The sequence below is a fragment of the Nocardiopsis ganjiahuensis DSM 45031 genome, from assembly GCF_000341085.1.
GTDB classification, from domain to species: Bacteria; Actinomycetota; Actinomycetes; order Streptosporangiales; family Streptosporangiaceae; genus Nocardiopsis; species Nocardiopsis ganjiahuensis.
Genome location: NZ_ANBA01000011.1, coordinates 234,575 through 258,273, shown reverse-complemented (window position 1 = coordinate 258,273; position 23,699 = coordinate 234,575). Strand labels below are relative to the sequence as shown.

Genomic DNA, 23,699 nt, shown 5'->3' with positions numbered 1-23,699 from the left:
CGAGCGCGGTCCCGGCGTTTATGTCCGATCAGACAACCCGGCTGCCACGGCGCTGGCCAATCGGACAATAATGCCTGGTCGAGAACTCAACGAGGTCTCGAACAGGTGTTGTTCCGCACACAGGGCATTGTGGTCCCGACAACGAGGAGTGATGATCGCGGACAGAGTTCGTCATATGCGCGTGAGTGAAGTTTCCGCGCTCCAAAGGAAGGGAGGAGACGGATGAACGACTCCGTGCTCGCGTCAATCGCGACCTTCGGCGTGTACCTCGCCGTCATGGTGGCCATCGGTCTCTGGGTCTATCGGAGAACCGTCTCGCAGGCCGATTTCGTGCTCGGCGGTCGCCAGCTCAACAGCTGGGTGGCCGGGCTGAGCGCCAACGCCAGCGACTTCAGCGGCTGGCTGCTGCTGGGGCTCCCGGGTGCCATCTACGTCTCCGGCCTCGGCGAGGCCTGGATCGCCGTCGGGCTCGCGGCGGGGTTCGCTGGAAGCTGGATCCTCGTCGCCCCGCGTCTGCGGGTCTACACCGAGAGGGTCAGCGACTCCCGCTTCGGGGGTGAGTCCGACTCCCTCACCCTGTCCTCCTTCCTCGAGAACCGCTTCAACGACCGCTCCCGTGCCCTGCGCGCGGTTTCGGCCGTGCTCATCATCGTCTTCTACTTCTTCTACGTCGCCTCCGGCCTCGTCGCCATGGCCGCCCTCTTCGACCAGGTCTTCGGCCTGGGCCCGGCTCCGGCCATCGTGATCGGCGTCAGCATCGTCGTGCTCTACACGGTGCTCGGCGGGTTCCTGGCGGTCTCCTACACGGACGTGATCCAGGCCGCCATGATGTGGGCCGCCCTGCTGGTGGTCCCGGTCATGGCCATCACCGCCCTCGGCGGTTTCGCCGGGCTCGCCGACAGGGTCGCGGGCCGGGGCGAGGACCTGCTGTCCGTGGTGGGCGGCACGGCCCTGGACCTGGACACCGGCGCCTGGGTCTCCACCGAGACCCTCGGCTGGGTCGTCATCGTCTCCGGCCTGGCCTGGGGCTTCGGCTACTTCGGCCAGCCGCACATCCTGGCCCGCTACATGGGCATCCGCTCGGTGAAGGACATCCCGAAGGCCGGGTTCGTCAGCGTCGCCTGGGCGGTCTCCGCGATGGCCCTGGCCGTCCTGGTGGGCTTCATCGGCATCGCCTACTTCGACACCCCGCTCGACACACCCGAGCAGGTCTTCCCGCGCCTGATCGAGGCGCTGACGCACCCGCTGGTGGCCGGTCTCCTGCTGGCCGCCATCCTCGCCGCGGTGATGAGCACCGCCGACTCCCAGCTCCTGGTGGCCGCCTCGGCCCTCACCGAGGACGGTTACAAGGCCTTCGTGAACGAGGAGGCCTCCCCCCGGTCGCTGCTCTGGATCAGCCGGGGCACGGTGGTCGCGGTGGCCGTCATCGCGGCCGGTGTGGCGCTGTGGGGCAACCAGTCCGTCATGGACCTGGTCGGCTACGCCTGGGCGGGCTTCGGTGCCGGCTTCGGCCCGGTCCTGCTGCTGGCCCTGTTCTGGAAGCGCATGACCTGGACCGGTGCCCTGGCCGGCATGCTCGTCGGCGGCGCCACGGCCATCATCTGGGACATCGTCGACAGCGCCTACATCGGAACCGGTCTGTACGCCATGGTTCCCGCGGTCATCCTCAGCTTCGGCGCCATCCTCGCCTTCAACAGCCTGGGCAAGGTCAGCGAGCAGATGGAGGAGGACTTCGACAAGGTCGTCCGCGAGATCGAGCAGGGCGGGACCCCGGAGGCCGAGCAGGTCGCCTGACCCGGTCCTGTCGGACAGGGCCTGCGGCTCACCCGGGGGCGAGCCGCAGGCCCTGTAACGAAAGGCTTCCGTGCCCGTGTCGCGTTCGGCACGGGCACGTTCACGCTCTGGCGCCGTCCCGCCCGGAACGGTAGAACGGTGACATGTCGCCAGTGACGGAACACCCGGCAGCCTGGACCCGTACCGACGTCCCGGAGGGGTTGGGGCTCGGCACACTCCTGCCCGAGCCCGACGGCCACCGGCTGGAGGCGGGGGAGACCGTGGTGGAGGGGCAGGAACGCTTCTTCACACGCTTCACCGTCCGCGCGGACCTGGCCTGGACGACCCGTGAGGTCCGCGCCGAGGTGCTGTCCGCCTCCGGGCTGGAGTCGGTCACCCTCCGGGCCCAGGGCGGCCACTGGGTCGACGTCAACGGCCACCCCCTCGCCGAGCTGGTGGGCTGCCTGGACGTCGACGTCGCCGCGACCCCCCTCACGAACACGCTCCCGATCCGCCGCCTCGGCCTGCGCCCGGGCGAGCACCGGGACATCGCGGTCGCGTGGATCGACATCCCCTCCCTGCGTATCCGCCGCGTCCGCCAGCGATACACCCGCCACCCGGCCGAGGACGGCCTGGAGCGGTACACCTACCGGGACCCCCTCCACGGCGAGTACCGGCTGTCCGTGGACGGCGACGGCCTGGTGGTGGACTACGAGCGGTTCGCCCGCCGTCTGCGCCCCGAGGCCTGAGCACCCCGGCCGAGGCCCCGGTCCCGGCTTCCGGCCCACGGCCCCGGACCGGAGAGCCGGTGTGGGAAGCGATCCCCGGTACAGGTGATAATCGGTGGACACATGCACCACACGCAGGGAGCGCACGTGACCGAGACCGAGCTGAGCCAGGAGCGCCGCGAGATCATCCGCGACCTCGAAGTCCCCGAGCACTTCGACGTCGGAGCAGAGATCGAGCGCCGCGTGGCCTTCCTCGCCGAGAGACTGACCACGACCGGCGCCCGCGCCCTGGTCCTGGGGATCAGCGGCGGCGTGGACTCGCTCACCGCAGGCCGGCTGTGCCGCCTCGCCGCCGACCGGGCCCGTGAGGCCGGGCACGAGGCCGAGTACGTCGCCATGCGCCTGCCCTACGGCGCGCAGAAGGACGAGGACGACGCGACTCGCGCCGTGGAGTTCGGTGCCCCCGACCGCTGCCTGACCGTGGACGTGCGTCCGGCCGTCGACGCCATGGCCGCCTCCCTCACCGCGGGCGGCATGACCTACAGCGACGCCGCCGCCGAGGACTTCGTCGTCGGCAACGTCAAGGCCCGGCAGCGGATGATCGCCCAGTACGCGGTCGCGGGCGGTCTGGGCGGGCTGGTGGTCGGCACCGACCACGCCGCCGAGGCGGTCACCGGTTTCTTCACCAAGTACGGTGACGGCGGGGCCGACCTGGTCCCGCTGACCGGCCTGACCAAGCGGCGGGTGCGCGCGGTCGCAGCCGAACTGGGCGCCCCGGAGGACCTCGTGAACAAGGTGCCCACCGCCGACCTGGAGACTCTCACCCCGCAGAAGCCGGACGAGGAGGCGCTGGGGTTGACCTACGACCAGATCGACGACTTCCTCGAAGGGCTCCCGGTCTCCGACCACGTGGTGCGCACCCTGGTCGACCGCTACCGTGTCACCGCCCACAAGCGGGCCATGCCCACCGCGCCCTGACCGGACGGCAGCGTCCCACCCACCGGACACCACCGCTTCCGGGCCCCTCGATGGGCCCCGGATCCCTCCGTTCCACGAACTCCACCGGCCCCGGCGAAATCCCGGGAACCCCTGTCCCACCAGCGACCCAGGGGTCCCGGTGGTGCCTGCACCACCCTCCGGGGGTGGGCTGGCCGCAGGAGATAAGGGTACCCAGCTCCATCGCGGGCCCCTTGCCCCTCCGCCTAAGGTCGTACCAACGACGCGTCGCCGCATGATGATCCGGGCCGGTGCGCGCCCGCCAACAGGGCACACACCGAGACGTGTCGGCCCCCAGCAGGTCAGCACACCCCGGTCAGCACGGCCAAGGCACCTCCACGTGCCCGGACGTCCCCCAGCACCCGGGAAAGACCAAGGAGCGACAACCTATGACCGTGACCGTCGAACCCTCAGGAGAGGGCAGGCCTCCGACCACGGCCCCCGTGGCCGCGTCGGTACGCGCCGTGCCGCGGCCGGCGGTGGCTCGCGACCGCTTCCTCGACGCCCTGCGCCTGTTCGTCATGGTCCTGGTGGTCGTGCAGCACTGGTGGCTGCCGGTGCTGACGGTGCAGTCCGAGGGCCAGCTCGCGGCGAGCAGTGTCCTGAGCGCCCCGGGCGGGTTCGCTCTGACCTGGGTCTCCCAGGTCATGCCCCTGATCTTCTTCGTGGGCGGTGCCGCCAACCTGATCAGCTGGCGCTCGGCCTCGGCCCGGGGCGAGACCGCCTCCGTCTGGTGGGCCAAGCGGCTGCGGAGACTGGCCTGGCCGGTGGTCCCCCTCGCCGTGGTGTGGATCCTCGCCTGCCACGTCGCGGTGCTGGCGGGCGCGCCCGAGCAGCCGGTGCTGGTCGGCGCGGGCGCCGCGGGCATGGTGCTCTGGTTCCTGGCCGCGTACGTGCTGGTGGTCGTGGCGACGCCGGTCCTGGTGGCCGCGCACGACCGGTTCGGCTGGTGGGTTCCGGCCGCGCTGATCACCGGCGCCGTGGCCGTCGACCTGAGCCGGTTCGGGTTCGGGGTGGAGGCGTTCGGCTTCCTGAACGTGGCGTTCGTCTGGCTGGCCGTGCACCAGCTCGGGTTCCTGTACGGGACCGGGGCGATCCGCCGCTCCCACGCGGCGTGGATGATCGCGGTCGGCGCCGTGACCGCCGTGGTCCTGGTGTACGCCGGTCCCTACTCGATGAACATGACCGGGGTGTTCGCGGCCGAGACCTCGAACGTGGCCCCGCCGACCCTGGTGCTGGCGGCGCTGGGCGCGGTGCAGGTCGGGGTCGCGATGCTGCTGCGCGACCGGATCTCCGCCTGGTCGGACCGGCCCGGAGTGGCACGGATGCTGGACTGGGTCTCCCCGCAGCTGATGACCGTGTACCTGTGGCACATGCTGCCGATCACGGTGGTGGCCGGGGTCGTGGTGTACGGCCTGGGCATCAACACGCCCGACCCGATGACCGGGCTGTGGCTGCTGTGGGGCGTGCTCGGGATGGCCGTCCTGCTGCCGCTGGTCCTGCCGCTGGCCAACTGGGCGGTGCGGTTCGAGAACCCGCCCAAGGTCCTCAAGGGCGACCCGGGCCCGGTGCGGGTGCTGGCCGCCGCGGCCCTGATCGGCGGAGGGCTGCTGGCCCTGACGGTGGCCGGTCTGGGCTTCGGACTGGCGCCGGTGCTGGGTCTGGTGGCGGTGGTGTCGGGCCTGCTGCTGACCGCTGCCCCGCGCGTACCCCGTGCGGCCGCGTCCCGTCCGGGCCTGCGGATCGGTCTGCCGACCGGTCCGAGGATCGGCACGCGGGCGAACTGAAGGCCGGTCCGGCCGACGGCAGGACGACCTTTTGCCCATTTTCACGGCTCGCCCCGGTGGACGGGGGATGGACGCCGGGTAGACAGGTGTGATGAACCCCAGACACATCGCCTACGACCGGTACGGCAGCGGCCGCCCGTTGCTCCTCCTGCACGGGCTCGGTGACCGCAGACAGTGCTGGAGGGCCGTGGCCCCCCGGCTGGCCGCTGACTACGAGGTCGTCAGCGTGGACCTGCCGGGGTTCGGGGAGTCCCCCGCCCCGGAGCGGGACGAGCCCTACGACGTGCACAGTCTCGTGCGGGTGGTCCGGGAGTTCTGCGAGCTCCACGGGTTCGAGCGCCCGCACCTGGCGGGCAACTCCCTGGGCGGCTCCATCGCCCTGGAACTGGGGGTCCAGGGGGTGGCCGGGTCGGTGACGGTGTTCTCCCCGGCCGGGTTCTCCGACCACCTCGCCCGCTGGGGCATGCGCACGGTGGGCCTGGTGGCCAACCTGGCCACCCGCATCCCCATGCCGGTCAAGGAACGGCTGGCGGACACCCCGCCCGCACGGGCCGCGGCCCGGATCGCCCTGCGCGGCGACCCCTCCTCGCCCGAGGCCAAGGCCACCCGGTTCGGTGTCCAGGGGCTCGAACCGGGGGCGCCCTACGTGCGCATGGTGCCGAGGATCGCCGACTACGACTTCACCGCGCGCCCGATCCGGTGCCCGGTCACGATCGCCTGGGGCGACCGGGACCGGACACTGCTGCCCTCCAGCGCCGAGCACGCGCACCAGCGGGTGCCCAACGCGCGCATGGTGTCCCTGCTCGGGGCCGGACACATCCCGATGGCTGACGACCCCCTCAGCGTCGCCGAACACATCCGTTGGACCTGCCACGCCGCCGACCGGGAGCACAGGCTGTCCACGCGGGGGTGAGCCCGCCCCCGCGGCACCCGCCCCGCGGGCTCAGGCCCCGCCGGCTCCCACTCCGCCGGCTCCCACTCCGCCGGTCCCGGCCCTGTCGGGCTCGATCCTGACCGAGTCCAGGTAGCACCAGGCCCAGTCCTCGCCGGGTTCCACGGAGGTCGCGACCGGATGCGCGCCTCCCTCCGCGTGCGCGCTCGCGTGCCGGCCGGGGGAGTCGTCGCAGCAGCCCACGAAACCGCAGTGGGCGCACAGGCGCAGGTGGACCCAGTCGTGTCGGCCCTGCCTCAGGCACTCGGTGCAACCGGGGCTCTTCGGCAGGACGGGCCGGAGGTTCTCCGTGTGCGCGCAGGAGGATGCGGGGTCCGGCGTGAAGAGGGACATGACGGTGGGGTCGGGGTGGTTCTTCCCGGTGTGGTCGATGCCGAGCAGGTCCAGGACCGCACGGCCCAGCGGTTCGGTCACCGCGCGCTGGGTGTCCACCACGCGGGTGGCGTGCGCGTCGTACAGTCCGGGGACGTCGGGGGCGTCCACGGGCCGCACCACGATCGGGACGCCGGGGGCGACACCGCTCAGGATGTGCGCGACGTGAGCGGCCTCCTCCGCCGTGTTCTCGCAGATCACGATCAGTTTGACCCGGTCCATGTCGACCTCGTGGAGGACGCTCGCCTTCGTGGCCTCCCCGCGGACGACGGTGTGCGCCTCGGCCTCGGCCTGGGCCGCCAGGTCCGGGTTGAGGGTCGTCACCGTCACCGGGACGTCGTTGGACCGCAGGTAGGCGGACAGGTTCTTGGCCACCGGTCCCCACCCGGAGACCAGGACCCGGTTCCTCGTGTCATCGGACTCCCGGCCGCCCCGGTCGGCGGAGGGGGCCGTCCCCCGGCCCGTCCGCCCTCCCATCCGCTTGGCGAGGCGCTCGCCGAGCGCGCCGAGCGCGGGTGTGACGGTCATGAGGACCACTGTGACGGCCACGAGGAGCTGGTCCCCGTCGGCGCCCAGCCCGGCCGGGCTCAGCCCGTACTCGGCGCCCACCTGTTGGAGGACGAAGGAGAACTCGCCGATCTGGGCGAGGAGGAAGGCCGCTCCCACCGCGGTCGGCGCCCCGACCCGGAGAACGGAGATCGCGGTGTAGGCGGTGACCACCTTGACGACCACGACGGCGAGGGCGGCGAGCAGGACCATCCACCACAGCTGGGCCAGCACGGTGACGTCGAGCATCATGCCGATGGAGACGAAGAAGACGGCGCTGAAGATCATCTGGAGCGGCATGATCTCGCTCAGCGCGTGGGCACTGTGCCGGGACTCGCTCAGCACCATGCCGGCGAGGAAGGCCCCCAGTGCGTCGCTGACCCCGGCAAGCGAGGTCAGGTAGGCCACACCCAGGGCGATGGCGACGATGGACAGCAGGAAGATCTCGGGGGAGCACAGGCGTGCCACCCGCTCCAGCAGCGGAGGCATCACCTTGCGGGCGATGACGATCACGGCGGTCAGGACCAGGGCCGCGGTCCCCAGGGCGCGGACGATGTCCCAGGCGCCCTCGCTCTGCCCGGCCAGGATCGGGATCAGCAGGACCATCACGATGATGGCGAGGTCCTGGAAGATGAGGGTGCCCACCGAGGCCTGTCCGACCGGCTGCTGTGTGATCCCCTTCGCCGCGACCACCTTGAGCACGATCGCGGTGGAGGAGAGCGCGACGAGGAATCCGGTGAAGACGCCGACCCGCCAGTCGACCCCGAACAGCAGGCAGAGGGCGGCCACGACGGCGGTCGTCAGCAGTACCTGCACGGTGCCGCCGCCGAGGACGAACTTCTTGATCCTCGCGAGGCGCTCGACGGAGAACTCCACGCCGATGGTGAACAGGAGCAGCATGACCCCGATCTCGGCCGCGGCCTCCACCTGGCTCTCGTCCGCGACGACTCCCAGCTGGTGCGGGCCGATGAGGACGCCGGCGAGGAGGAACCCGACGATGGGGACGACCTTCAACCGGACGAAGAGCGCTCCGATGAGCCCCGCGGCGACGAGCAGCGCCACGATGGGGCCCAGGTACACGGGGGTCTCCCCCGCAGCGAGCATCACTGTCTGCCTCCTGGGTGTTCGCGGTGGTGGCGGGTGGAATCCGGCTCCCGCCGCCGACTGGACGCGGGTACTGTCGGGCCGACCGGTCGTACGCGACCACCGGTGAGGCCCCACCGCGACTCAACGAGATATATCGGCATTCAGGTTATGTGCGGACACGACCCGAACGTCCTCCGGCCCTCAGGCTGCTCCTCGGTCTTTCCCGAGGAGAGGGAGCGGGATAGCGTTGCGCGCGAAGCGACTCCCGAGGAGGCACTGGTTTTGACCACATCGACACACCCGGTCCCGGGCGAACCCGCGTGGCTGAACGCGGAGGAGCGGCGCCTGGTCGGCTTCGCCGCCGGAGCCGCCGTCCCCGACGGGTTCGGCTGGTTGGACGCCAAGGGCGGGGTGGAGCCCGACCGCCCGACCGAGACCTGGATCACCGCGCGGATGACGCACGTGTTCTCCCTGGCGCACCTGCGCGGGGACCCGGACGCGGCGGAACTCGCCGACCACGGCCTGGCCGCCCTCACCGGGCCGCTGTGCGACGGCGACCTGGGGGGATGGTTCGACGAGGTGCCGGAGGGCGGGGACGCGGCCCGTGTCCGGGAGCGCTCCCACGCGTCCTCGGGTGAGCGGGGGCTGCCGGCCAAGTCCGCCTACCCGCACGCCTTCGTGGTCCTGGCCGCGTCGTCCGCGACCCTGGCCGCGCGCCCCGGCGCGCGCGACCTGCTCACCCGGGCCCTGACGGTGTTCGACGAACGGTTCTGGGAGGAGGAGGCGGCCTGCGTCCGGGAGAGCTGGGACGCCGACTGGACCGCCACCGAGCCCTACCGGGGTGCCAACAGCGCCATGCACTGGGTGGAGGCCCTCCTCGCAGCGGCCGACGCCACCGGCGACATCCGCTGGACCCGCCGGGCCCTGGCCATCGCCGAACGCCTGGTGCACGGGGTCGCCGCCGCGCACGACTGGCGCCTGCCCGAGCACTTCACCCCGGACTGGCAGCCGATCCCGGACTACAACCGGGACCAGCCGGACCACCCCTTCCGCCCCTTCGGCAGCACCACCGGCCACCTCCTGGAGTGGGCGCGCCTGCTCGTCCACCTCGAACTCGCGCTGGAGCGCGCGGGCGAGGCGGTTCCCGCCTGGCTGCGCACCGACGCCGAACTCCTCTTCGCCAACGCCGTCCGGCGCGGCTGGCACGCGGACGGCGCGGAGGGGTTCGCCTACACCCTGGACTGGGAGGACCGGCCGGTCGTGCGCCAGCGCATGCACTGGGTGGTCGCCGAGGCCACCATGACCGCGTGGACGCTGGCCCGGCGCACCGGCGACCAGGCCTACACCGAGTACTACGACCGCTGGTGGGACTACGCCGACCGCTTCCACGTGGACCGCGAGCACGGCAGCTGGCGGCACGAACTCGACCCCTCGAACCGGCCCGCCGGTTCGGTGTGGGCGGGCAAACCGGACGTCTACCACGCCTACCAGGCCGTACTCCTGCCCCAGGTGGGCCTCTCGACCTCGATCGGCGCGGCCCTGCCCGCCACACCCCAGGAAGGAGGGGCTGCGTGAGCACGGAACCCGTGAGCCCCGCCCGGCTCGTCGTGGTCGGGGAGAACGTCATGGACCTGCTGCCCACCCGGCAGGGCCCCGACGTCCTGCGGGCGGCCCCCGGCGGCGGTCCGGCCAACACGGCGGTGGCCGCCTCCCGCCTGGGCCTGCCCACCCGGCTGCTGGCCAGGATCGGATCCGACGGTTTCGGGGAACTCATCCGGAGCCGCCTCCTGGCCGAGGGACTGGACCCCTCCGGCCTGGTCGCGGCCGAGGAACCGTCGGCGCTGGCCCTGGCCACCCTGAACGAGGACGGGTCGGCCCGGTACGACTTCCGGATGGCCGACGCCGCCGACTGGCGCTGGCGCCCGGGCGAACTCCCGGAGAGCCTGGAACCCGGGGTCAGGGCTCTGCACGCCGCCTCGATCGCGCTGTTCCGGGAACCCGGTGCCTCACGGATCGAGGCGCTGCTGCGGCGTGAGCACGGTCGCGGACAGGTGACCGTGACCCTGGACCCCAACATCCGCGAGAGCGTGATCGGGGACCCGGACGCGGCCCGCGCCCTGGCCCTGCGCCACACCGCCCAGGCGCACGTGGTCAAGGCCAGCGACGAGGACCTCGCCTTCCTCTACCCCGGACTCACCACCGAGCGGGCCGCCGAGTCCCTGGCCGCGCTCGGCCCGGCGCTGGTCGTGGTCACCCGCGGCTCGGACGGCGCGTTCGCCCTCTCCCAAGGCGTGTCCGCCTCGGTCCCCGCGCCGAAGGCGGAGGTCGTGGACACCGTGGGAGCGGGCGACTCCTTCATGGGCGCCCTGCTCCACCGCCTGGACCTGGACGGACGTCTGGGGTCCGAGCCCCGCAGCCGCCTGGCCGCTCTGACCGAGCGGGACCTGACCGATCTGCTGGCCTTCGCCGCCTCCGTCGCGGCGTACACGGTCACCAGGGAGGGGGCCGACCCGCCGACCGCCGCCGAACTGCGCGCGCAGAAGGAGGTCTAGGGCAGGCCCTCCCGGCTCTGGGCGACGACGTGGTCCACCACGTCGCTCATCCGTTCCCGGCGAGCGTGGGCGGAGCGCTGGCGGGCGGCACCGGAGCCCGCGGTCAGGACCCGGTCGAGCAGGGAGGACACCAGGTCGGTGTCACCGGTGAGGGCCAGACCCGGCAGCGCCGCGCGGCGGACCCGCTCCATCGCGGTGCCCGCGGTCAGGGCCTCACCGGTCAGCGGGTCCGGGACGATCCCCTCCAGCCCCTCCCTCGCGGCCCGCCACACGGCGGCGCGCAGGGTGGGGCCGTTGACGGCGGGAGCCGGGACGCCGTGCCGCACGTCGGTCAGGGCCCGGGCGGCCAGCCCCCGGGTGAGGGTGGCGAAGAGCAGCGCCTCCTCGGCGGTGGCGGCCACGTCGCCCACGCGGATCTCCAGGGTGGGCAGGTGGTCGGAGAGGCGGATGTCCCAATAGACCATGTGCCGGTCCAGGATCGCCCCGCTGGCGGCCAGCCCGCGGACGGCGCGCTCGTGTTCGGTGAGGGTGCGCAGCAGGGGCGGCGGCCCCGAGGACGGCAGCCGGTTCCAGCTGACCGTCCGCCAGCTGGCGTGGCCGGTGTCCCGGCCGGACTGGAAGGGCGAGTTCGCGGAGAGGGCGACGAGGAAGGGTAACCACCGGCGGAGGTGGTCGCTGACCTCCACGGCGGTGGCCGGGTCGGGGATGCCGACGTGCACGTGGCAGCCGCACACCACGTGGGCGTCGCGGAGCGCGCCGAAGTGGGCGGCGATGTCGGCGTAGCGTCGGCCCTTGCTGACGGAGGCCGCGGCGGGGTCGCCGAGGATCACGGTGCCGGTGGCGGCAACGGCCAGCCCCGCGCTCTCGGCGGCCCGGTGGAGTTCGCTCCGGGCGCTCGCCAGGAACGAGCGGGCGTCCTCGGCGGTGGTGCACACGGGGCTGTTGGCCTCCACCTGGGCGCCGGTGAACTCACCGCACAGGTGTGGGCCGAGGGACCGTGTGCGGGCCAGGACGTCGGGTGCCCGGGAGAGGATGCGTCGGGTGCGCGGATCGACGACGAAGAACTCCTCCTCCACACCGAACGTGAGGGGTCGGTTCGCGGCGCTGACGGGAACGCTCGCGGTGAGGGGGCGGTTCTCCATACGGTTCCTCCGGCTGTCCGGTCCAGTGTGTCCCGCACTGGATATCCCGATGGGGGACGGTCGCGACAGTGTCCCGAAGAGAACAAAAAGCTATCCGGAGTGTTGTATGTCCTCTTTGTCTGGTTCGCGGGTGAGGTGTTGCCCGCACGTTACGTCTTGATAACCAGGCCTGACGTGTGCAGGTGCCCAGGAGGGCGTCGGCCCGGCCTTGTCCGGGTGATCGTCGTCACTTTTCCAGCGGAGTGGAAGCCCAGGTGGGTACCGGGTTCCGCGTTCCGGCCGCCCCTCCCGGAGGGGTCCTCGGAAGCCGTCCGAACCCCTTCGCGCAGGTACCGTGTGCGAGTCGGTGCGGGTATCGGTGAAACGACCAGTGTGGCCGCGCAGACCTGCCGGGACGGGGTAGCGCTGTGCGAATGTGAGCAACGTGACAGAACGGTACACGGAGCCCCTGAGCGTACGCCTTCGGGGCCGGGACGCTGAGCAGCGGATCCTCGCCGACGCCTTGGGCGACGCGAGGTCCGGGCGAGGTGCGTCCGTGCTCCTCACGGGCGGCCCGGGCCGGGGCAAGAGCATCCTCCTCGAACACACCCGCAACACCGCACGTGGATTCACCGTCCTCCATATGGGCGGGGTCGCGGACGAGGCCGACTTCCCCCTCTCCGGCCTCCAGCGCCTCCTCCGTCCCGTGGAGTCCGTGCTCGACCGGCTCCCCGCGCCGCGGCGCGACCTCCTGCACGAGGCGCTCACCCGGGGCGGCATCGCCGACACCGACCGGTTCGCGCTCTACACCGCCCTCCTCGAACTCCTCTCCGAGGTCAGCGCCGACCAGCCCCTCCTGCTGTGCGTGGACGACGCCGACCTGCTCGACTGCGCCTCCCTCGACGCCCTGGCCTTCGCCGCCCGCCGGCTCACCGGCACCCACGTCGCCGCCGTGTTCACCGCGGGGGAGGGGCGCGGAAAGCCGGCCTCCGCCGATCGCCCCGGGATCGGTGAGGGAGCCGGTTCCTCCCTCGTCCCGGGCGTGCCCGAGCACGTCCTCGCTCCGCTGGAGGACCGCGCGGTCCACGACGTCCTCACCGACCGCGCTCCCGCGCACCTGTCCTCCTCGGTCCGCGCCGCCCTGGTGCGCGCCGCCCACGGCAACCCGGCCGCCGTCCTCGGTTTCCTGGCGGCCCTGACCACGGAGCAGGTCCAGGGCGACCAGCCCCTTCCCGAACCCCTGCCCCTGGCCGGGCGCCTGCGGTCGGCCCTGCTCACCCCTTACCGGGAGCTCCCGGAGAGGGCCAGGCAGCTCCTGCTGCTCGGCGCCCTGTCCGCGGAACCCCGGATCCACCTGCTGCTCGACGCCGCGCACGGTTCGGCCGCGTCCGCCTCCGACCAGCCGGCCCCGTCCCGGCCCGCACCCTCCCCGGACGCCGCCGCCGAACCCGCCCCGGCTCCGCCCGCCCTGACCGTGTCCGCGCTGGAGGCGGCGGAGGAGCGCGGCCTGGTGCGCGTGGACGGCGACACCCTGGTCTTCGTCAACCCCCTCCTGCGGGAGGCCATCTCCCAGGGCACCCCCGCCGGCCGGCTGCGCGGGGCCCACCGGGCCCTGTCCGGGGTGACCGACCGCGAGTACGCCCCGGTCGAGTTCGCCCGGCACGCCGCCTACGGTGCCGAGGCGCCCGACGCCGGCCTCGCCGACCAGATCGCGGCCGCCGCCAGACGGGCCAAGCGCCTGGAGGGCCCGCTTCCGGCCTCCCACACCAACGAGCGCGCCGCCGCCCTCACCCCCGACCCCGACGAACGCACCTGCCGCCTGGCCACCGCGTCCTTCGAGTCCTACCTCGCGGGTGACTCCGTGCGCGCCGCCCGCCTGCTCGGGCAGGCCCGGCCGCTCGCGGTGTCGGACCGGCGCAGGGCCGTCGTCGACCTCATCGAGGCCGAGTTCGAGATGCGCGACTCCAACGCGATCGACGCCGCGGAGCGCCTGTACTCGGTCGGCCTCGACCTCGTCCCGCACGACCGGAACCTCGCCCTGCGCGCGCTGGTCCGCTCGGCCGACAGCGCCTCCTTCGCCGGTGACCCGGTACGCCACGCCAAGGCCTCCGACCTCGCCGTCCCCCTGGTCCGCCCGGACGATTCGGCCTCCATGCGGCTGACCGCGGCCTACCTGGAGGGGTGCACGATCTCCTTCCGGGGCGACTACGTGAACTCGACCCCGCTGCTCCGCGAAGCCGTGCGGCTCTCGCACGAGATGACCGCGCCCTCGGAGATGGTGTGGGCGGGCATCTGCGGCCTGCGCCTGGGTGACACCCCCTACGTGCGCACCATCACCTCACGCGCCGTGGAGGCCGCCCGTTCCCGGGGCGAACACGCCTTCGTCCCCCCGGCCCTGTCCTTCCTCGTCTTCTCCGAGTTCTGGAGCGGCCGCTTCCCGTCCGCCGCCGGGACCGCCCTGGCCGGGCTGCGCACCTCCCGGGAGTCCGGGCAGTCCATCTGGGCGACCCAGAACCTGGCCTCGCTGGCGATGATCGCCGCCATCCAGGGCGACGTCGACACCTGCCGGATCCGGGCCCGCGCGGTCACCGCCCAGGCCGGTGAGAACAGCCTCGGCCTGCCCTCCGCCCTGGCCGCCTGGGCACTGGCCGTCCTGGAGCTCTCGCGCGGCAACGCCGCGGAGGCGTTCTTCCGGCTGCGCTCCCTGGTGCACGCCGGCCCCGGGCACGGACACCCCACCATGCGCCTGCTCACCGCGCCGCACTTCGTGGAGGCGGCGGTCCGCATGGGCGAGACCGAGTGGGCGAGCGCCTCCCAGGCCGGGTACCGGCGCTGGGCCGATGCCGTGGCCAGCCCGAGCACGCTGGCCCTGGCCGCGCGCGGGGACGGCCTGCTCGCCACGGGCGACGAGGCGGCCGACCACTTCGAGACCGCGCTGGCCCTGCACCGGACCGGCGGGGACGACGACGTCGAACACGCGCGCACCCAGCTGATCTTCGGTGCCTTCCTGCGACGGGCCCGCCTACCCGGCCGGGCCCGTGAGCACCTGTACAACGCGCTGGAGACCTTCGAGCGCTTCGGGGCCCGGCTGTGGGTCCGACAGACCCGCGCCGAGCTGCGCGCCATCGGTACCGCCGAACGCGGTCCCGAGACCCCGGCCACGGGTGAGCTGACCGCCCAACAGCAGCAGATCGCCCGGCTGGTGGCGGAGGGTGCGACCAACCGCGAGGTGGCCGCTCACATGTTCATCAGCCCGCGAACCGTGGAGCACCACCTGCGGGGCATCTTCCGCAAGCTCAACATCAGGTCCCGTGTGGACCTGGCCCGCCTTCTGAACTGAACACCCCCCGTAAAGGGTCCGGACGCGACGGAGCGGACGGCCCACCTGTTCATACCAACTGGTCGGTACGGGTTCTCTGGTCGCAACCGCGAGAAAGGCAGTCATGACAACGACCGCACCGGAACATCTCCTGAGAGCGGACGGGGTGACCGTGCGCTTCGGAGGGCTCACCGCGCTCGACGACGTCGGACTCCAGGTGGAACCGGGCTCCGTCGTCGGCCTCATCGGCCCCAACGGAGCGGGTAAGACCACCCTCTTCAACGTCCTGTCCGGGGTGCTGCGCCCCACGAAGGGGGCCATCTCCTGGAAGGGCGCGCCGCCGCCCGGGCAGCGCACCCACCACCTGGCCAAGGCCGGGATCGCCCGCACCTTCCAGGGCCTCAACCTCTTCCCGATGATGCCCGTCATCTGGAACGTGATGGTCGGCGCCGACCGTCTCGCCAAGGGCGGGGCGTTCTCCCTGATCAGCGGCCTGGGGCGACACCACCGCGACGAGAGGGAGCTCAAGGAGCGGGCCATGGCCACCCTGGCGCGCTTCGGAATCGCCGAGTACGCCCTCCGGCTGCCCGGCACCCTGCCCTACGGCGTGCAGAAGCAGGTCGCCCTCGCCCGGGCCTGCGTCAGCGAACCCGAGCTCCTGCTCCTGGACGAACCCGCCAGCGGGCTCTCCGGCCAGCAGATGGACACGCTCGCCGAGCAGATCCGCGGCTTCAGCAAGGACATGGCGGTCGTCCTCGTCGAGCACCACATGGACCTGGTCATGGAGGTCTGCGACCACATCGTGGTCCTCAACTTCGGCAAGGTCATCTCCTCCGGCACCCCCGAGGAGGTCCAGGCCGACCCCGCCGTCACCCAGGCCTACCTGGGCACACCGGCCTCCGAAGGGTCCTCCGACGGAACCGCCGCCGTCGTCGACCCCTCGCTCGGCAACGACAGCGCCAACAGCAACGGGGGAGCTGCCCGATGAACGCCCAGACCCTCCCCGGGGCCGCCGGGAACGGCGCGTCACCGGACGCCGAGCCCATCCTCGCCGTCGAGAACCTCAGCGCCTCCTACGGGGCCGTCCGGGCCCTCGACAACGTCAGCCTCGCCGTCCCAGCGCAGGGACTGTGCGCGGTCCTCGGCGCCAACGGCGCGGGCAAGACCACCCTGCTCCGAACCCTCACCGGACTGCACCGCGCCAGTTCGGGCCGGGTGCTCCTGGAGGGTGAGGACATCACCCGCCTGCCCACCGAGAAGGTCATCACCCGGGGTCTGGCCCACGTCCCCGAGGGCGGCGGCGTGATCGTCGAGCTCACCGTGGAGGAGAACCTGCGCCTCGGCGGCCTGTGGCGCTCCGACCGGCGCAGCAGCACCACGTTCGACGAGGTCATGGACCTGTTCCCGCCCCTGGTGGAGCGGCGGACCAAGACCGCCAGCACCCTCTCCGGCGGTGAGCGCCAGATGCTCGCCATCGGCCGCGCGCTCATGGGCCGGCCCCGGGTGCTGCTCCTCGACGAGCCCTCACTCGGTCTCGCGCCCCTGGTCACCAAGCAGATCTTCACCCTGCTGCGCGACCTGCGCGACCGCATCGGGCTCACCGTCGTCCTGGTCGAGCAGAACGCCGCCGGGGCCCTGTCCGTCACCGAGCACGGCTACGTCCTCAACCAGGGGAGCGTCGCCGCGGAAGGGCCCTCCGACGGACTCCTGGCCGACGACCGCACGCGCCACGCCTACCTCGGCTTCTGAGGGAGACCCCATGAACTACTTCATCACCCTGACCCTCAACGGGCTGGCGTCCGGGGCGGCCTACGCGGCGCTGGCGCTGTCCCTGGTCATCATCTACCAGGCCACCCGGCTGGTGAACTTCGCCCAGCCCGCCCTCGCGCTGCTGTCCGTGTACACCGCCTACACGGTCACCCAGCTCACCGGCTCCTACTGGCTCGGGTTCGCCGCCGCCCTCACCACCGGCCTGCTCGTCGGCGCGTTCGTGGAACGCGTGATCGTGCGGCCCATCGCCCGGACCTCCCAGCTCAACGCCATCATCGTCACCCTCGGCCTCCTCCTGGTCGTCCAGGGCGCGGTCGGCATGATCTGGGGCAACGAACAGCACGGCTTCCGGTACGCGTTCAGCTACGTGGGGCGTTTCTCCCCCGCGGACGTGTTCTCGCTGGTCGCCGTGGGCGTGGTCGCCCTCCTGCTGTTCGGCCTGTACCGGTTCACCCCGCTCGGCCTGCGGATGCGCGCCGCCGCCTTCCACCCCGAGGCCGCCCGGCTCAGCGGTGTGAAGGTCGGCCTCATGCTCACCGCGGGCTGGGGCATCGCCTCCCTCATCGGCGCGCTGGCGGGCATGCTCGCCGGTCCGCCGTTCATCTCTCCGAACGTCTTCGACGTCGTGTTCGTCTTCGGGATCACCGCGGCGGTCGTCGGCGGACTGGACAACCCCTTCGGCGCCGTCATCGGCGGTCTGCTCATCGGCCTCGGCATGTCCTACGTGTCCGGTTTCGTCGGTCCCGAGCTGGCGACCCTGACCGCCCTCGCCATCGTCGTCATCGTCCTGAGCGTGCGACCCGACGGCATCCTGTCCCGACCGACCGCGCGAAAGGTGTAGCCAGCCATGACCTCGCCCACCACCGAGCGCGAAGAGCGCTCCACCACCTCCGGCGCCGGTGCGGAACCGCCCCGGACCCCCCGGACCTCCCGGTGGGGATCGCTGCCCCTGCCCGCGCGCCACCTGCTCCTGGCCGCACTCGGGCTGGCCGCCGTCACCGGCCTGCTGTTCGCCACCGGCGACCTCACCGCCCTGCGGATCGCCGCCATCGGCTACACCATGCTCGCCATCGCCGGTCTGCAGCTGCTGGTCGGCGGCTCCGGCCAGGTCTCCCTCGGACACGGCGCGTTCATGATGATCGGCGCCTACACGATGGCGCTGCTCATCCTGCACCAGCCGATGCTGCCGCTCGCCGCCAACCTCGGCATCATCGTCGTGGTCTCCATCGTGGCGGGTGTGGCGGTCGGCGCCGCCACCGCGCGCCTGCACGGCCCCTACCTGGCCGGTGCCACACTCATCCTCGCCGTCGGCCTGCCCGGGCTCACGCACCGCTACCACGAGGTCTTCGGCGGCAGCAACGGCCTGAACATCCGCACCGCCGGGGCGCCGCCCTTCCTCGACGGCCTCCTGAGCACCAGCGAGTGGCGTGCCCTGGTCGTGTGGACCACGGTCGTCATCGGCCTGGCCGTGCTCGCCACGATCTCCGCGGGGCGGCTCGGCCGCCGCATGCGCGCCCTCCGCGACGACGAGACCGCCGCGGCCATGGCCGGCATCCCCGTCGGCAAGACCAAGGTGGTCGCCTTCGTCATCGCCTCCACCGCGGGCGGTCTGGCCGGCGGCCTCCAGGCCTACGTGCTCGGCACCGTGACGCCCAGCAGCTTCACCCTGGTGCTCTCACTGACCCTGCTCGCCGCCCTGGTCCTCGGCGGTATCGGCAGCCTGTGGGGCGCCCTGTGGGCCTCGGTCGCCATCGTCTACCTGGAGATCTGGGCCAGGGACCTGGCCCGGGCCATGGACATGAGCCGCAACGCGGAGAACAACCTGCCGGTCGTGTTCTTCGGCATCGTCCTCATCCTCATCCTGCGCTTCTGGCCCCTCGGGGTCCACGGCGCCCTTCAAAGCCTCAGAGCACGGCTCCGAGCCCGCAGCAGCTCCTCTTAACTCCCCCCCCGATGAAGGAGAAATCCATGCGAGAACGAAGTGGAACCCGAGCCGCCCTGGCTTCGGCCCTTGCCCTGGTCCTGCTGGCCACCGCCTGTTCCGGTGCCGGCGAGGTCGGCGACAGCGCCGAGGTCGACCTGGACGTCGCGCCCGGTGTCACCGACGACAGCGTCATCATCGGCTCCCACCAGCCCCTCACCGGCCCCGCCGCGCCCGGATACCTGGCCGTCTCCCAGGGAGCGGCGGCCGTGTTCGACTACGTCAACGCCCAGGGCGGTGTGAACGGCAGGGAGATCGACTACCGCGTCGAGGACGACAAGTACGACCCCTCCGAGACCATCGACGTCACGCGTCAGCTGGTCATCGAGGACGAGATCTTCGCGATGGTCGGAGGCCTGGGCACGCCCACCCACAGCGGTGTCCTGGACTACCTCAACGAAGAGGGCGTCCCCGACGTCTTCCCGTCCTCGGGCGCTCTGGCCTGGAACAACACCGAGGAGCACCCGCTCACCTACGGCTGGCAGACCGACTACACCAAGGAAGCGAAGATCCAGGGCGAGTACATCGTCGAGAACTTCCCTGACCAGAACGTCGGCTACCTGTTCCAGAACGACGACATCGGCGAGGACTCCCAGGCCGGGCTCGACCAGTACCTCTCCGACGAGGTCGTCACCCGTCAGCACTACGAGTCGGACGTGCCCGACCTCAGCTCGCAGATGGCCGAGATGGAGGACTCCGGAGCCGAGGTGATCGTCTGCTCCTGCATCCCCGCCTTCGTCGCCCTCGCCATGCTCGAGGCCGCCGGAATGGGCTACGAGCCGCAGTGGGTGGTCTCCAGCATCGGCGGTGACACCGCCACGCTGCAGGCTCTGCTGGCCGAGTTCACCGACGGCACCGACGCCGAGGACGTCCCCGCGGACGCCTTCCTCGACGGTGCGCTCATCACGAGCTACATGCCGCGGGTGGAGGACGAGGACGACGACTGGGGCCAGTTCTTCCTGTCCGTCTACGACGAGTACGGCGACGGTGGCGCCCCCACCAACACGCACGTGTTCGGCATGACCCAGGCCGTCATGTTCGCCCAGGTCCTCAAGTCCGCGGGTGAGGACCTCACCCGCCAGTCGCTCATCGACGCCCTGGAGACCCAGGAGTGGCAGGGCCCCGGCTTCACGCCCTTCTCCTCCAGCGACGGTGACCACGGCGGCCACGAGGGTGTGTACGTCGTCCAGTACAAGGCGGGCGGCACCATCGAGATGGTCCAGGAGGCCAGGGTGACCGACCGCGAGGGCGGCCCCATCGAGGAGGTCGACTTCGAGCGGCTCTCCCCGGAGGACCTGCCCTTCCACGACTAGCCCGATGCTCGAGTGCGGCCCGTGGCCCGGACGGTGTTCCGGCCACGGGCCGCTTCGTGCTCCGGGGCGGGTCCTGCCCCCGCCCCTGGTGGCAAGATCGTCTGGTTCGTCCTGGTGCCTGGCGGGAGAGCCGCGGCCGGTACGGGACCGCGGCCCCGGCCGCGTGGCCGAGCGGGTCGAGGTGGAGCGCCCGCAACGCGTCGAGGAGCACGGCCGTGCCGCGTGAGGCGGGGACGGCCGTGCTCCTCGAACCGGGGAACGGGCCCGGGACCCCCCCGGCTTGTCTTCCCCGGTCGTCTTCCCGTCCCCGGCTTCGGCCCTGGCCTCCTGTCCCGTCCTCCGGCCCCGGTCTCCACGACCGGCCCCGCCACGGCCGTTGCCCCACGGCTGTTGCTTCACGGCCCCCGGCCGACCGGCCGACCGGCCCCACGGCCGACCGGCCGACCGGGCTCCGGCCGGAACCCGGGGAACGCGACGGGACACGAAAGGGCGGCGGCCCGGAGGGGGTTCCCTCCGGGCCGCCGCCCTGAGCGCGTCTCAGGCGCTTCAGCTGCCGTGCGGGCAGGTGTCCCGGTAGTCGGAGAAGTCCGTGCCGATCCCGGTCCGGGGCGGCGGGCACAGGAACTGCTCGTAGCGCTCGTCATCGTCCACGAACCGCTTCAGCCAGGAGATGCTGTACTTCGCGATGGTGGTGTTGGAGACGTTCGGCGCGAAGTGGCTCGCGCCGCGCAGCTCCAGGTAGGCGGTGTCCAGCGAACTGTCCAGGCTCTCGTACATCGGGATCGAGTGCGAGCGCACCGACGCGGTGGCGTCGTTCTGGGCACCGATGATGAGGGTCGGGGTCTCCACGTCGCCCCACCGCTTCTGGGTGTGCCAGGGCGTCAGCGGGATCGCCGCGCGCAGCTCCGGCCGGTCCTCGGCGACCGCGAGCGTGCCGCCGCCGCCCATGGAGTGGCCCATCACGGCCAGGCGGTCTCCGTCCACCATGGCACGGACGTTGCTGCGGTCGACCAGGTAGTCCAGCGCCGCGTCGAGCTGCCGGCCCCTGCTGTTGGGCTGGTCGTACCGCGAGTTGGTGTCGATCGTGAACACCACGAAGCCCTGGGAGGCGAGGCGGTGCCCGTACCAGGACATGGACGACTGCCCGGCGGTGTATCCGGGCGCGATCACCACGCCGCCGTAGGTGCCCTCGTTGGTGTTGGTGGGGTGGTAGATGGTGCCGCCGCCGAACCCGGTCACCAGGGAGGAGACGCTGGTGGTGTCGGTGTCGAGGTGGCCCCTGGTGGCGGTGACGCTCCGCTCCGTCGGGTCCGGACCGCGCTCGTACGGGTTGGCGGCCTGGGCGGGGGAGACGACGGCGCCGGCGCCGAACAGCGAGAGTCCGACGACCAGTGCGGACTTCGCGGCGATTCCGGACAACCAGGAACGGCTTCTCCGGGGCTTGGGGGATACGGGGGAGGGGGGATTCTCTGTTCGCACGTCTTTTCCTTTTCTCGTGCAGCGGGAATCCGCGGAATTGCCTGAGTCCGCGGACCGGGTCCCCATAAAGCATGCTTCCCGGAAGCCGAGTTTCTCGGGCGTCCTTATGGGGGCGTGGATCCGACTATGAAGTCGATCTCGTGAACGTGCATCCGTTGAATCACCAGTGACGGAGGCGTCCCTGTTCACAAGCCCGAAAAACCCGCGTCATGTTTCACCTGCCGAGGCCGCGCCACCAGCTGAGCAGCCTCCCGAGCAGGTCCTCCGGAGGCTGCTCCTCCTCGGCCACCGGCGGGACCTGCTCCATCTGCTGGGTCCGGACGGCGGGCGGTTCGCAGGGCCGACCGGGCCGGAAGGCGACCGGCAGCTCCCGGACCCCGTGCAGGAACGGGGAGCTCAGCAGGCGCAGCTCCTGCGGGTCGACCGACAGCCGCAGCCCGCCGAGCCGCTCCTGGAGCACGGACACGCCGGTCGAGGCCACCAGACGGCCCAGCGCGCGGGCCGGGCAGCTGTGCGGCCCGGCGCCGAAGGTCAGGTGGGCGCGGCTGCCGCTGGCCAGCCCGGTGTCCGGGTCCGACCGGCCGATCCGCACCGCCGGGTCGCGGTGCGCCCCGTCGACCGAGAGGTAGATGGCGTCGCCCTTGCGCACCCGCGCGTTGCCGATCCGTACGTCCTGGAGCGCGATCCGTCCGGCCAGCAGCTGGAGGGGGCTGTCGTTCCACATGACGTGGTCCAGGAGGTCGTGCGTGGACAGGCGTGCGTCGGTGTGGGCGGAGCGGATGTGGTCGTCGGTGAGCAGTGTGCGCATCGTGTTGCCGATGAGGTGGGCGGTCATCATGTGGCTGGCGCTGACGACGAGCGCCGCCGCGTAGGCCACCTCCCGGTGGGTGAGTCGCGAGGGGTGCCCGAGCATCCAGCTGACGAGGTCGTGCCCGGGGGACTCGGCCTTGCGGGCGACCAGGCCCGCGAAGTACTGCTGCATGCCGTTGATCGACTCCTCGGTGCGCTGGGAGTCCTCGCTGAAGATGAGGGCGGTGAGGCCGTTGAGCATGTGGCCGTAGCTGTCGGGCAGTCCGAAGAGCCGGTTCACCACCAGGGCGGGGAGCTGGCCGGCGTAGTCACCGATCAGGTCGGCGCTGCCCTGCACCACGAACGAGTCGACCAGTTCGTCGGCGATCCGCCGCACGGTGCGGGCCATGGCCGTCATGTCGATCCGGTTCAGGCCGTCCATGACGGGCGAGCGCAGCCGGGCGTGTTCGGCGCCGTCCGCGTAGAGGGCGTTGGGCAGCCAGGTCATCATCGGGACGGTCCTGTCGAGGTCGACACGGCCCTCGATCGCCTCGCGCCAGTTGCGGGTGTCGCGGGAGAACAGCTGCGGCTGCTGGAGGAGGGCGAGGGTCTCCTGGTAGTCGAGCAGCAGCCAGGCGCGCACCCCGGTCTCCAGCTCCACCGGGGCGATGGGGCCGTGCCGTTCGCGCAGCCGCTTCCAGAGTCCGGTACGTCCCTCGGGCGGTGTGGGCTCGTACAACCGGACGATGTCGGCCGGGCACCCCTGGGCGGCGGGGGGCCGGGTCGCGGGGGTCGAGGCCGCGGGTCCCTGGGAGGCGGAGGCGGGCCTGGCATGTTCTCCGCCGTGCTGTGTCGTGGTCATTTCGGGTGCGCGGACACCCGGAAAAGGGATCGCGGGGCCGCTTCCCTCCCTTCGGATCGACGTGGCACTGGCGCGGTGACGGGAAAGGGGGAAGCGGGATGTGCAGAAAGAGTTCGGCACGGGAGTGGGTCGGCGGCCGGGGATGGAGTCGCCCTGGTCGTGGCATTCTAGGAGCGTTGCCGCCGACTTTTCAACACGGACGGATTGTCAGGGCAATCCTTTTGTGCGGTCGTGATTGTTTTTTCTTTTTTGTCCGGCGCCGGGCGGTGTCGT

17 protein-coding genes are annotated in these 23,699 nt (G+C 71.9%); 13 read left to right on the top strand and 4 right to left on the bottom strand.

Annotation, left to right across the window (positions count from 1 at the left end):
• Window positions 1-222 precede the first annotated feature (222 nt).
• From putP to D458_RS0116320, 5 genes are all read left to right on the top strand, one after another.
• A complete protein-coding gene (gene putP, locus D458_RS0116340; protein ID WP_017587829.1) occupies window positions 223-1,794 on the top strand; it encodes a sodium/proline symporter PutP in 1,572 nt (523 codons plus the stop codon).
• 143 nt (window positions 1,795-1,937) lie between these two features.
• Entirely contained in the window at window positions 1,938-2,522 is a 585-nt protein-coding gene (locus D458_RS0116335) for a putative glycolipid-binding domain-containing protein (RefSeq protein ID WP_026119369.1), read from the top strand.
• Window positions 2,523-2,648: 126 nt separating this feature from the next.
• Entirely contained in the window at window positions 2,649-3,479 is an 831-nt protein-coding gene (gene nadE / locus D458_RS0116330) for an ammonia-dependent NAD(+) synthetase (RefSeq protein WP_026119368.1), read from the top strand.
• Window positions 3,480-3,886: 407 nt separating this feature from the next.
• A complete protein-coding gene (locus tag D458_RS0116325; RefSeq protein ID WP_017587826.1) occupies window positions 3,887-5,284 on the top strand; it encodes an acyltransferase family protein in 1,398 nt (465 codons plus the stop codon).
• Between the two features lie 91 nt (window positions 5,285-5,375).
• Complete coding sequence (locus D458_RS0116320; RefSeq protein WP_017587825.1) at window positions 5,376-6,197, top strand: alpha/beta fold hydrolase; 822 nt, start codon at window positions 5,376-5,378, stop codon at window positions 6,195-6,197.
• A 30-nt stretch (window positions 6,198-6,227) separates the two neighbouring features.
• On the opposite strand, the gene D458_RS33605 is transcribed toward D458_RS0116320, so the two are convergent.
• On the bottom strand, window positions 6,228-8,258 hold the full coding sequence (locus tag D458_RS33605) for a cation:proton antiporter domain-containing protein (protein WP_083936333.1): 2,031 nt from the start codon (window positions 8,256-8,258) through the stop codon (window positions 6,228-6,230).
• Window positions 8,259-8,522: 264 nt separating this feature from the next.
• Between D458_RS33605 and D458_RS0116310 the strand changes: the two genes are divergently transcribed.
• Together D458_RS0116310 and D458_RS0116305 are read left to right on the top strand one after the other, a co-directional pair.
• Complete coding sequence (locus D458_RS0116310; protein ID WP_017587824.1) at window positions 8,523-9,815, top strand: AGE family epimerase/isomerase; 1,293 nt, start codon at window positions 8,523-8,525, stop codon at window positions 9,813-9,815.
• Window positions 9,812-10,792, top strand: coding sequence for a carbohydrate kinase family protein (locus D458_RS0116305; protein ID WP_017587823.1), 981 nt, complete (start codon window positions 9,812-9,814; stop codon window positions 10,790-10,792). The genes D458_RS0116310 and D458_RS0116305 overlap by 4 nt, the downstream gene beginning before the upstream one ends.
• Here D458_RS0116305 and D458_RS0116300 read toward each other — a convergent pair.
• Entirely contained in the window at window positions 10,789-11,934 is a 1,146-nt protein-coding gene (locus D458_RS0116300) for a carboxylate-amine ligase (protein ID WP_017587822.1), read from the bottom strand. The genes D458_RS0116305 and D458_RS0116300 overlap by 4 nt on opposite strands.
• 415 nt (window positions 11,935-12,349) lie before the next feature.
• On the opposite strand from D458_RS0116300, the gene D458_RS0116295 reads away from it, so the two are divergent.
• From D458_RS0116295 to D458_RS0116270, 6 genes are all read left to right on the top strand, one after another.
• Window positions 12,350-15,253, top strand: coding sequence for a helix-turn-helix transcriptional regulator (locus D458_RS0116295; protein ID WP_026119366.1), 2,904 nt, complete (start codon window positions 12,350-12,352; stop codon window positions 15,251-15,253).
• A gap of 103 nt (window positions 15,254-15,356) precedes the next feature.
• Window positions 15,357-16,220 (top strand): ABC transporter ATP-binding protein, encoded by an 864-nt coding sequence (locus D458_RS0116290; protein WP_026119365.1) that lies wholly within the window; start codon window positions 15,357-15,359, stop codon window positions 16,218-16,220.
• A complete protein-coding gene (locus tag D458_RS0116285) occupies window positions 16,217-16,981 on the top strand; it encodes an ABC transporter ATP-binding protein (RefSeq protein WP_017587819.1) in 765 nt (254 codons plus the stop codon). Before D458_RS0116290 ends, D458_RS0116285 begins: the two co-directional genes overlap by 4 nt.
• Window positions 16,982-16,991: 10 nt before the next feature.
• The gene (locus D458_RS0116280) at window positions 16,992-17,843 is read left to right on the top strand and encodes a branched-chain amino acid ABC transporter permease (protein ID WP_017587818.1); all 852 of its coding nucleotides are present in this window, start codon (window positions 16,992-16,994) and stop codon (window positions 17,841-17,843) included.
• 6 nt (window positions 17,844-17,849) lie between these two features.
• Window positions 17,850-18,944, top strand: coding sequence for a branched-chain amino acid ABC transporter permease (locus D458_RS0116275; protein ID WP_017587817.1), 1,095 nt, complete (start codon window positions 17,850-17,852; stop codon window positions 18,942-18,944).
• Window positions 18,945-18,970: 26 nt separating this feature from the next.
• A complete protein-coding gene (locus D458_RS0116270; protein ID WP_017587816.1) occupies window positions 18,971-20,296 on the top strand; it encodes an ABC transporter substrate-binding protein in 1,326 nt (441 codons plus the stop codon).
• A 546-nt stretch (window positions 20,297-20,842) separates the two neighbouring features.
• Here the strand turns inward: D458_RS0116270 and D458_RS0116265 are convergent.
• Both D458_RS0116265 and D458_RS0116260 read right to left on the bottom strand, forming a co-directional pair.
• On the bottom strand, window positions 20,843-21,715 hold the full coding sequence (locus D458_RS0116265; RefSeq protein ID WP_017587815.1) for an alpha/beta hydrolase family protein: 873 nt from the start codon (window positions 21,713-21,715) through the stop codon (window positions 20,843-20,845).
• Window positions 21,716-21,989: 274 nt separating this feature from the next.
• Window positions 21,990-23,426 carry a cytochrome P450 gene (locus D458_RS0116260; protein WP_017587814.1) on the bottom strand — a complete coding sequence of 479 codons (1,437 nt, stop codon included), beginning with the start codon at window positions 23,424-23,426 and terminating at the stop codon, window positions 21,990-21,992.
• Window positions 23,427-23,699: the final 273 nt, after the last annotated feature.

Excerpts from the sequence above, each read along its gene's own strand:
- putP (WP_017587829.1), top strand. The coding sequence starts at position 223 with ATGAACGACTCCGTGCTCGCGTCAATCGCGACCTTCGGCGTGTACCTC.
- D458_RS0116335 (WP_026119369.1), top strand. The coding sequence starts at position 1,938 with ATGTCGCCAGTGACGGAACACCCGGCAGCCTGGACCCGTACCGACGTC.
- D458_RS0116325 (WP_017587826.1), top strand. The coding sequence starts at position 3,887 with ATGACCGTGACCGTCGAACCCTCAGGAGAGGGCAGGCCTCCGACCACG.
- D458_RS0116320 (WP_017587825.1), top strand. The coding sequence starts at position 5,376 with ATGAACCCCAGACACATCGCCTACGACCGGTACGGCAGCGGCCGCCCG.
- D458_RS33605 (WP_083936333.1), bottom strand. The coding sequence starts at position 8,258 with ATGCTCGCTGCGGGGGAGACCCCCGTGTACCTGGGCCCCATCGTGGCG.
- D458_RS0116300 (WP_017587822.1), bottom strand. The coding sequence starts at position 11,934 with ATGGAGAACCGCCCCCTCACCGCGAGCGTTCCCGTCAGCGCCGCGAAC.
- D458_RS0116290 (WP_026119365.1), top strand. The coding sequence starts at position 15,357 with ATGACAACGACCGCACCGGAACATCTCCTGAGAGCGGACGGGGTGACC.
- D458_RS0116285 (WP_017587819.1), top strand. The coding sequence starts at position 16,217 with ATGAACGCCCAGACCCTCCCCGGGGCCGCCGGGAACGGCGCGTCACCG.
- D458_RS0116280 (WP_017587818.1), top strand. The coding sequence starts at position 16,992 with ATGAACTACTTCATCACCCTGACCCTCAACGGGCTGGCGTCCGGGGCG.
- D458_RS0116275 (WP_017587817.1), top strand. The coding sequence starts at position 17,850 with ATGACCTCGCCCACCACCGAGCGCGAAGAGCGCTCCACCACCTCCGGC.
- D458_RS0116270 (WP_017587816.1), top strand. The coding sequence starts at position 18,971 with ATGCGAGAACGAAGTGGAACCCGAGCCGCCCTGGCTTCGGCCCTTGCC.
- D458_RS0116260 (WP_017587814.1), bottom strand. The coding sequence starts at position 23,426 with ATGACCACGACACAGCACGGCGGAGAACATGCCAGGCCCGCCTCCGCC.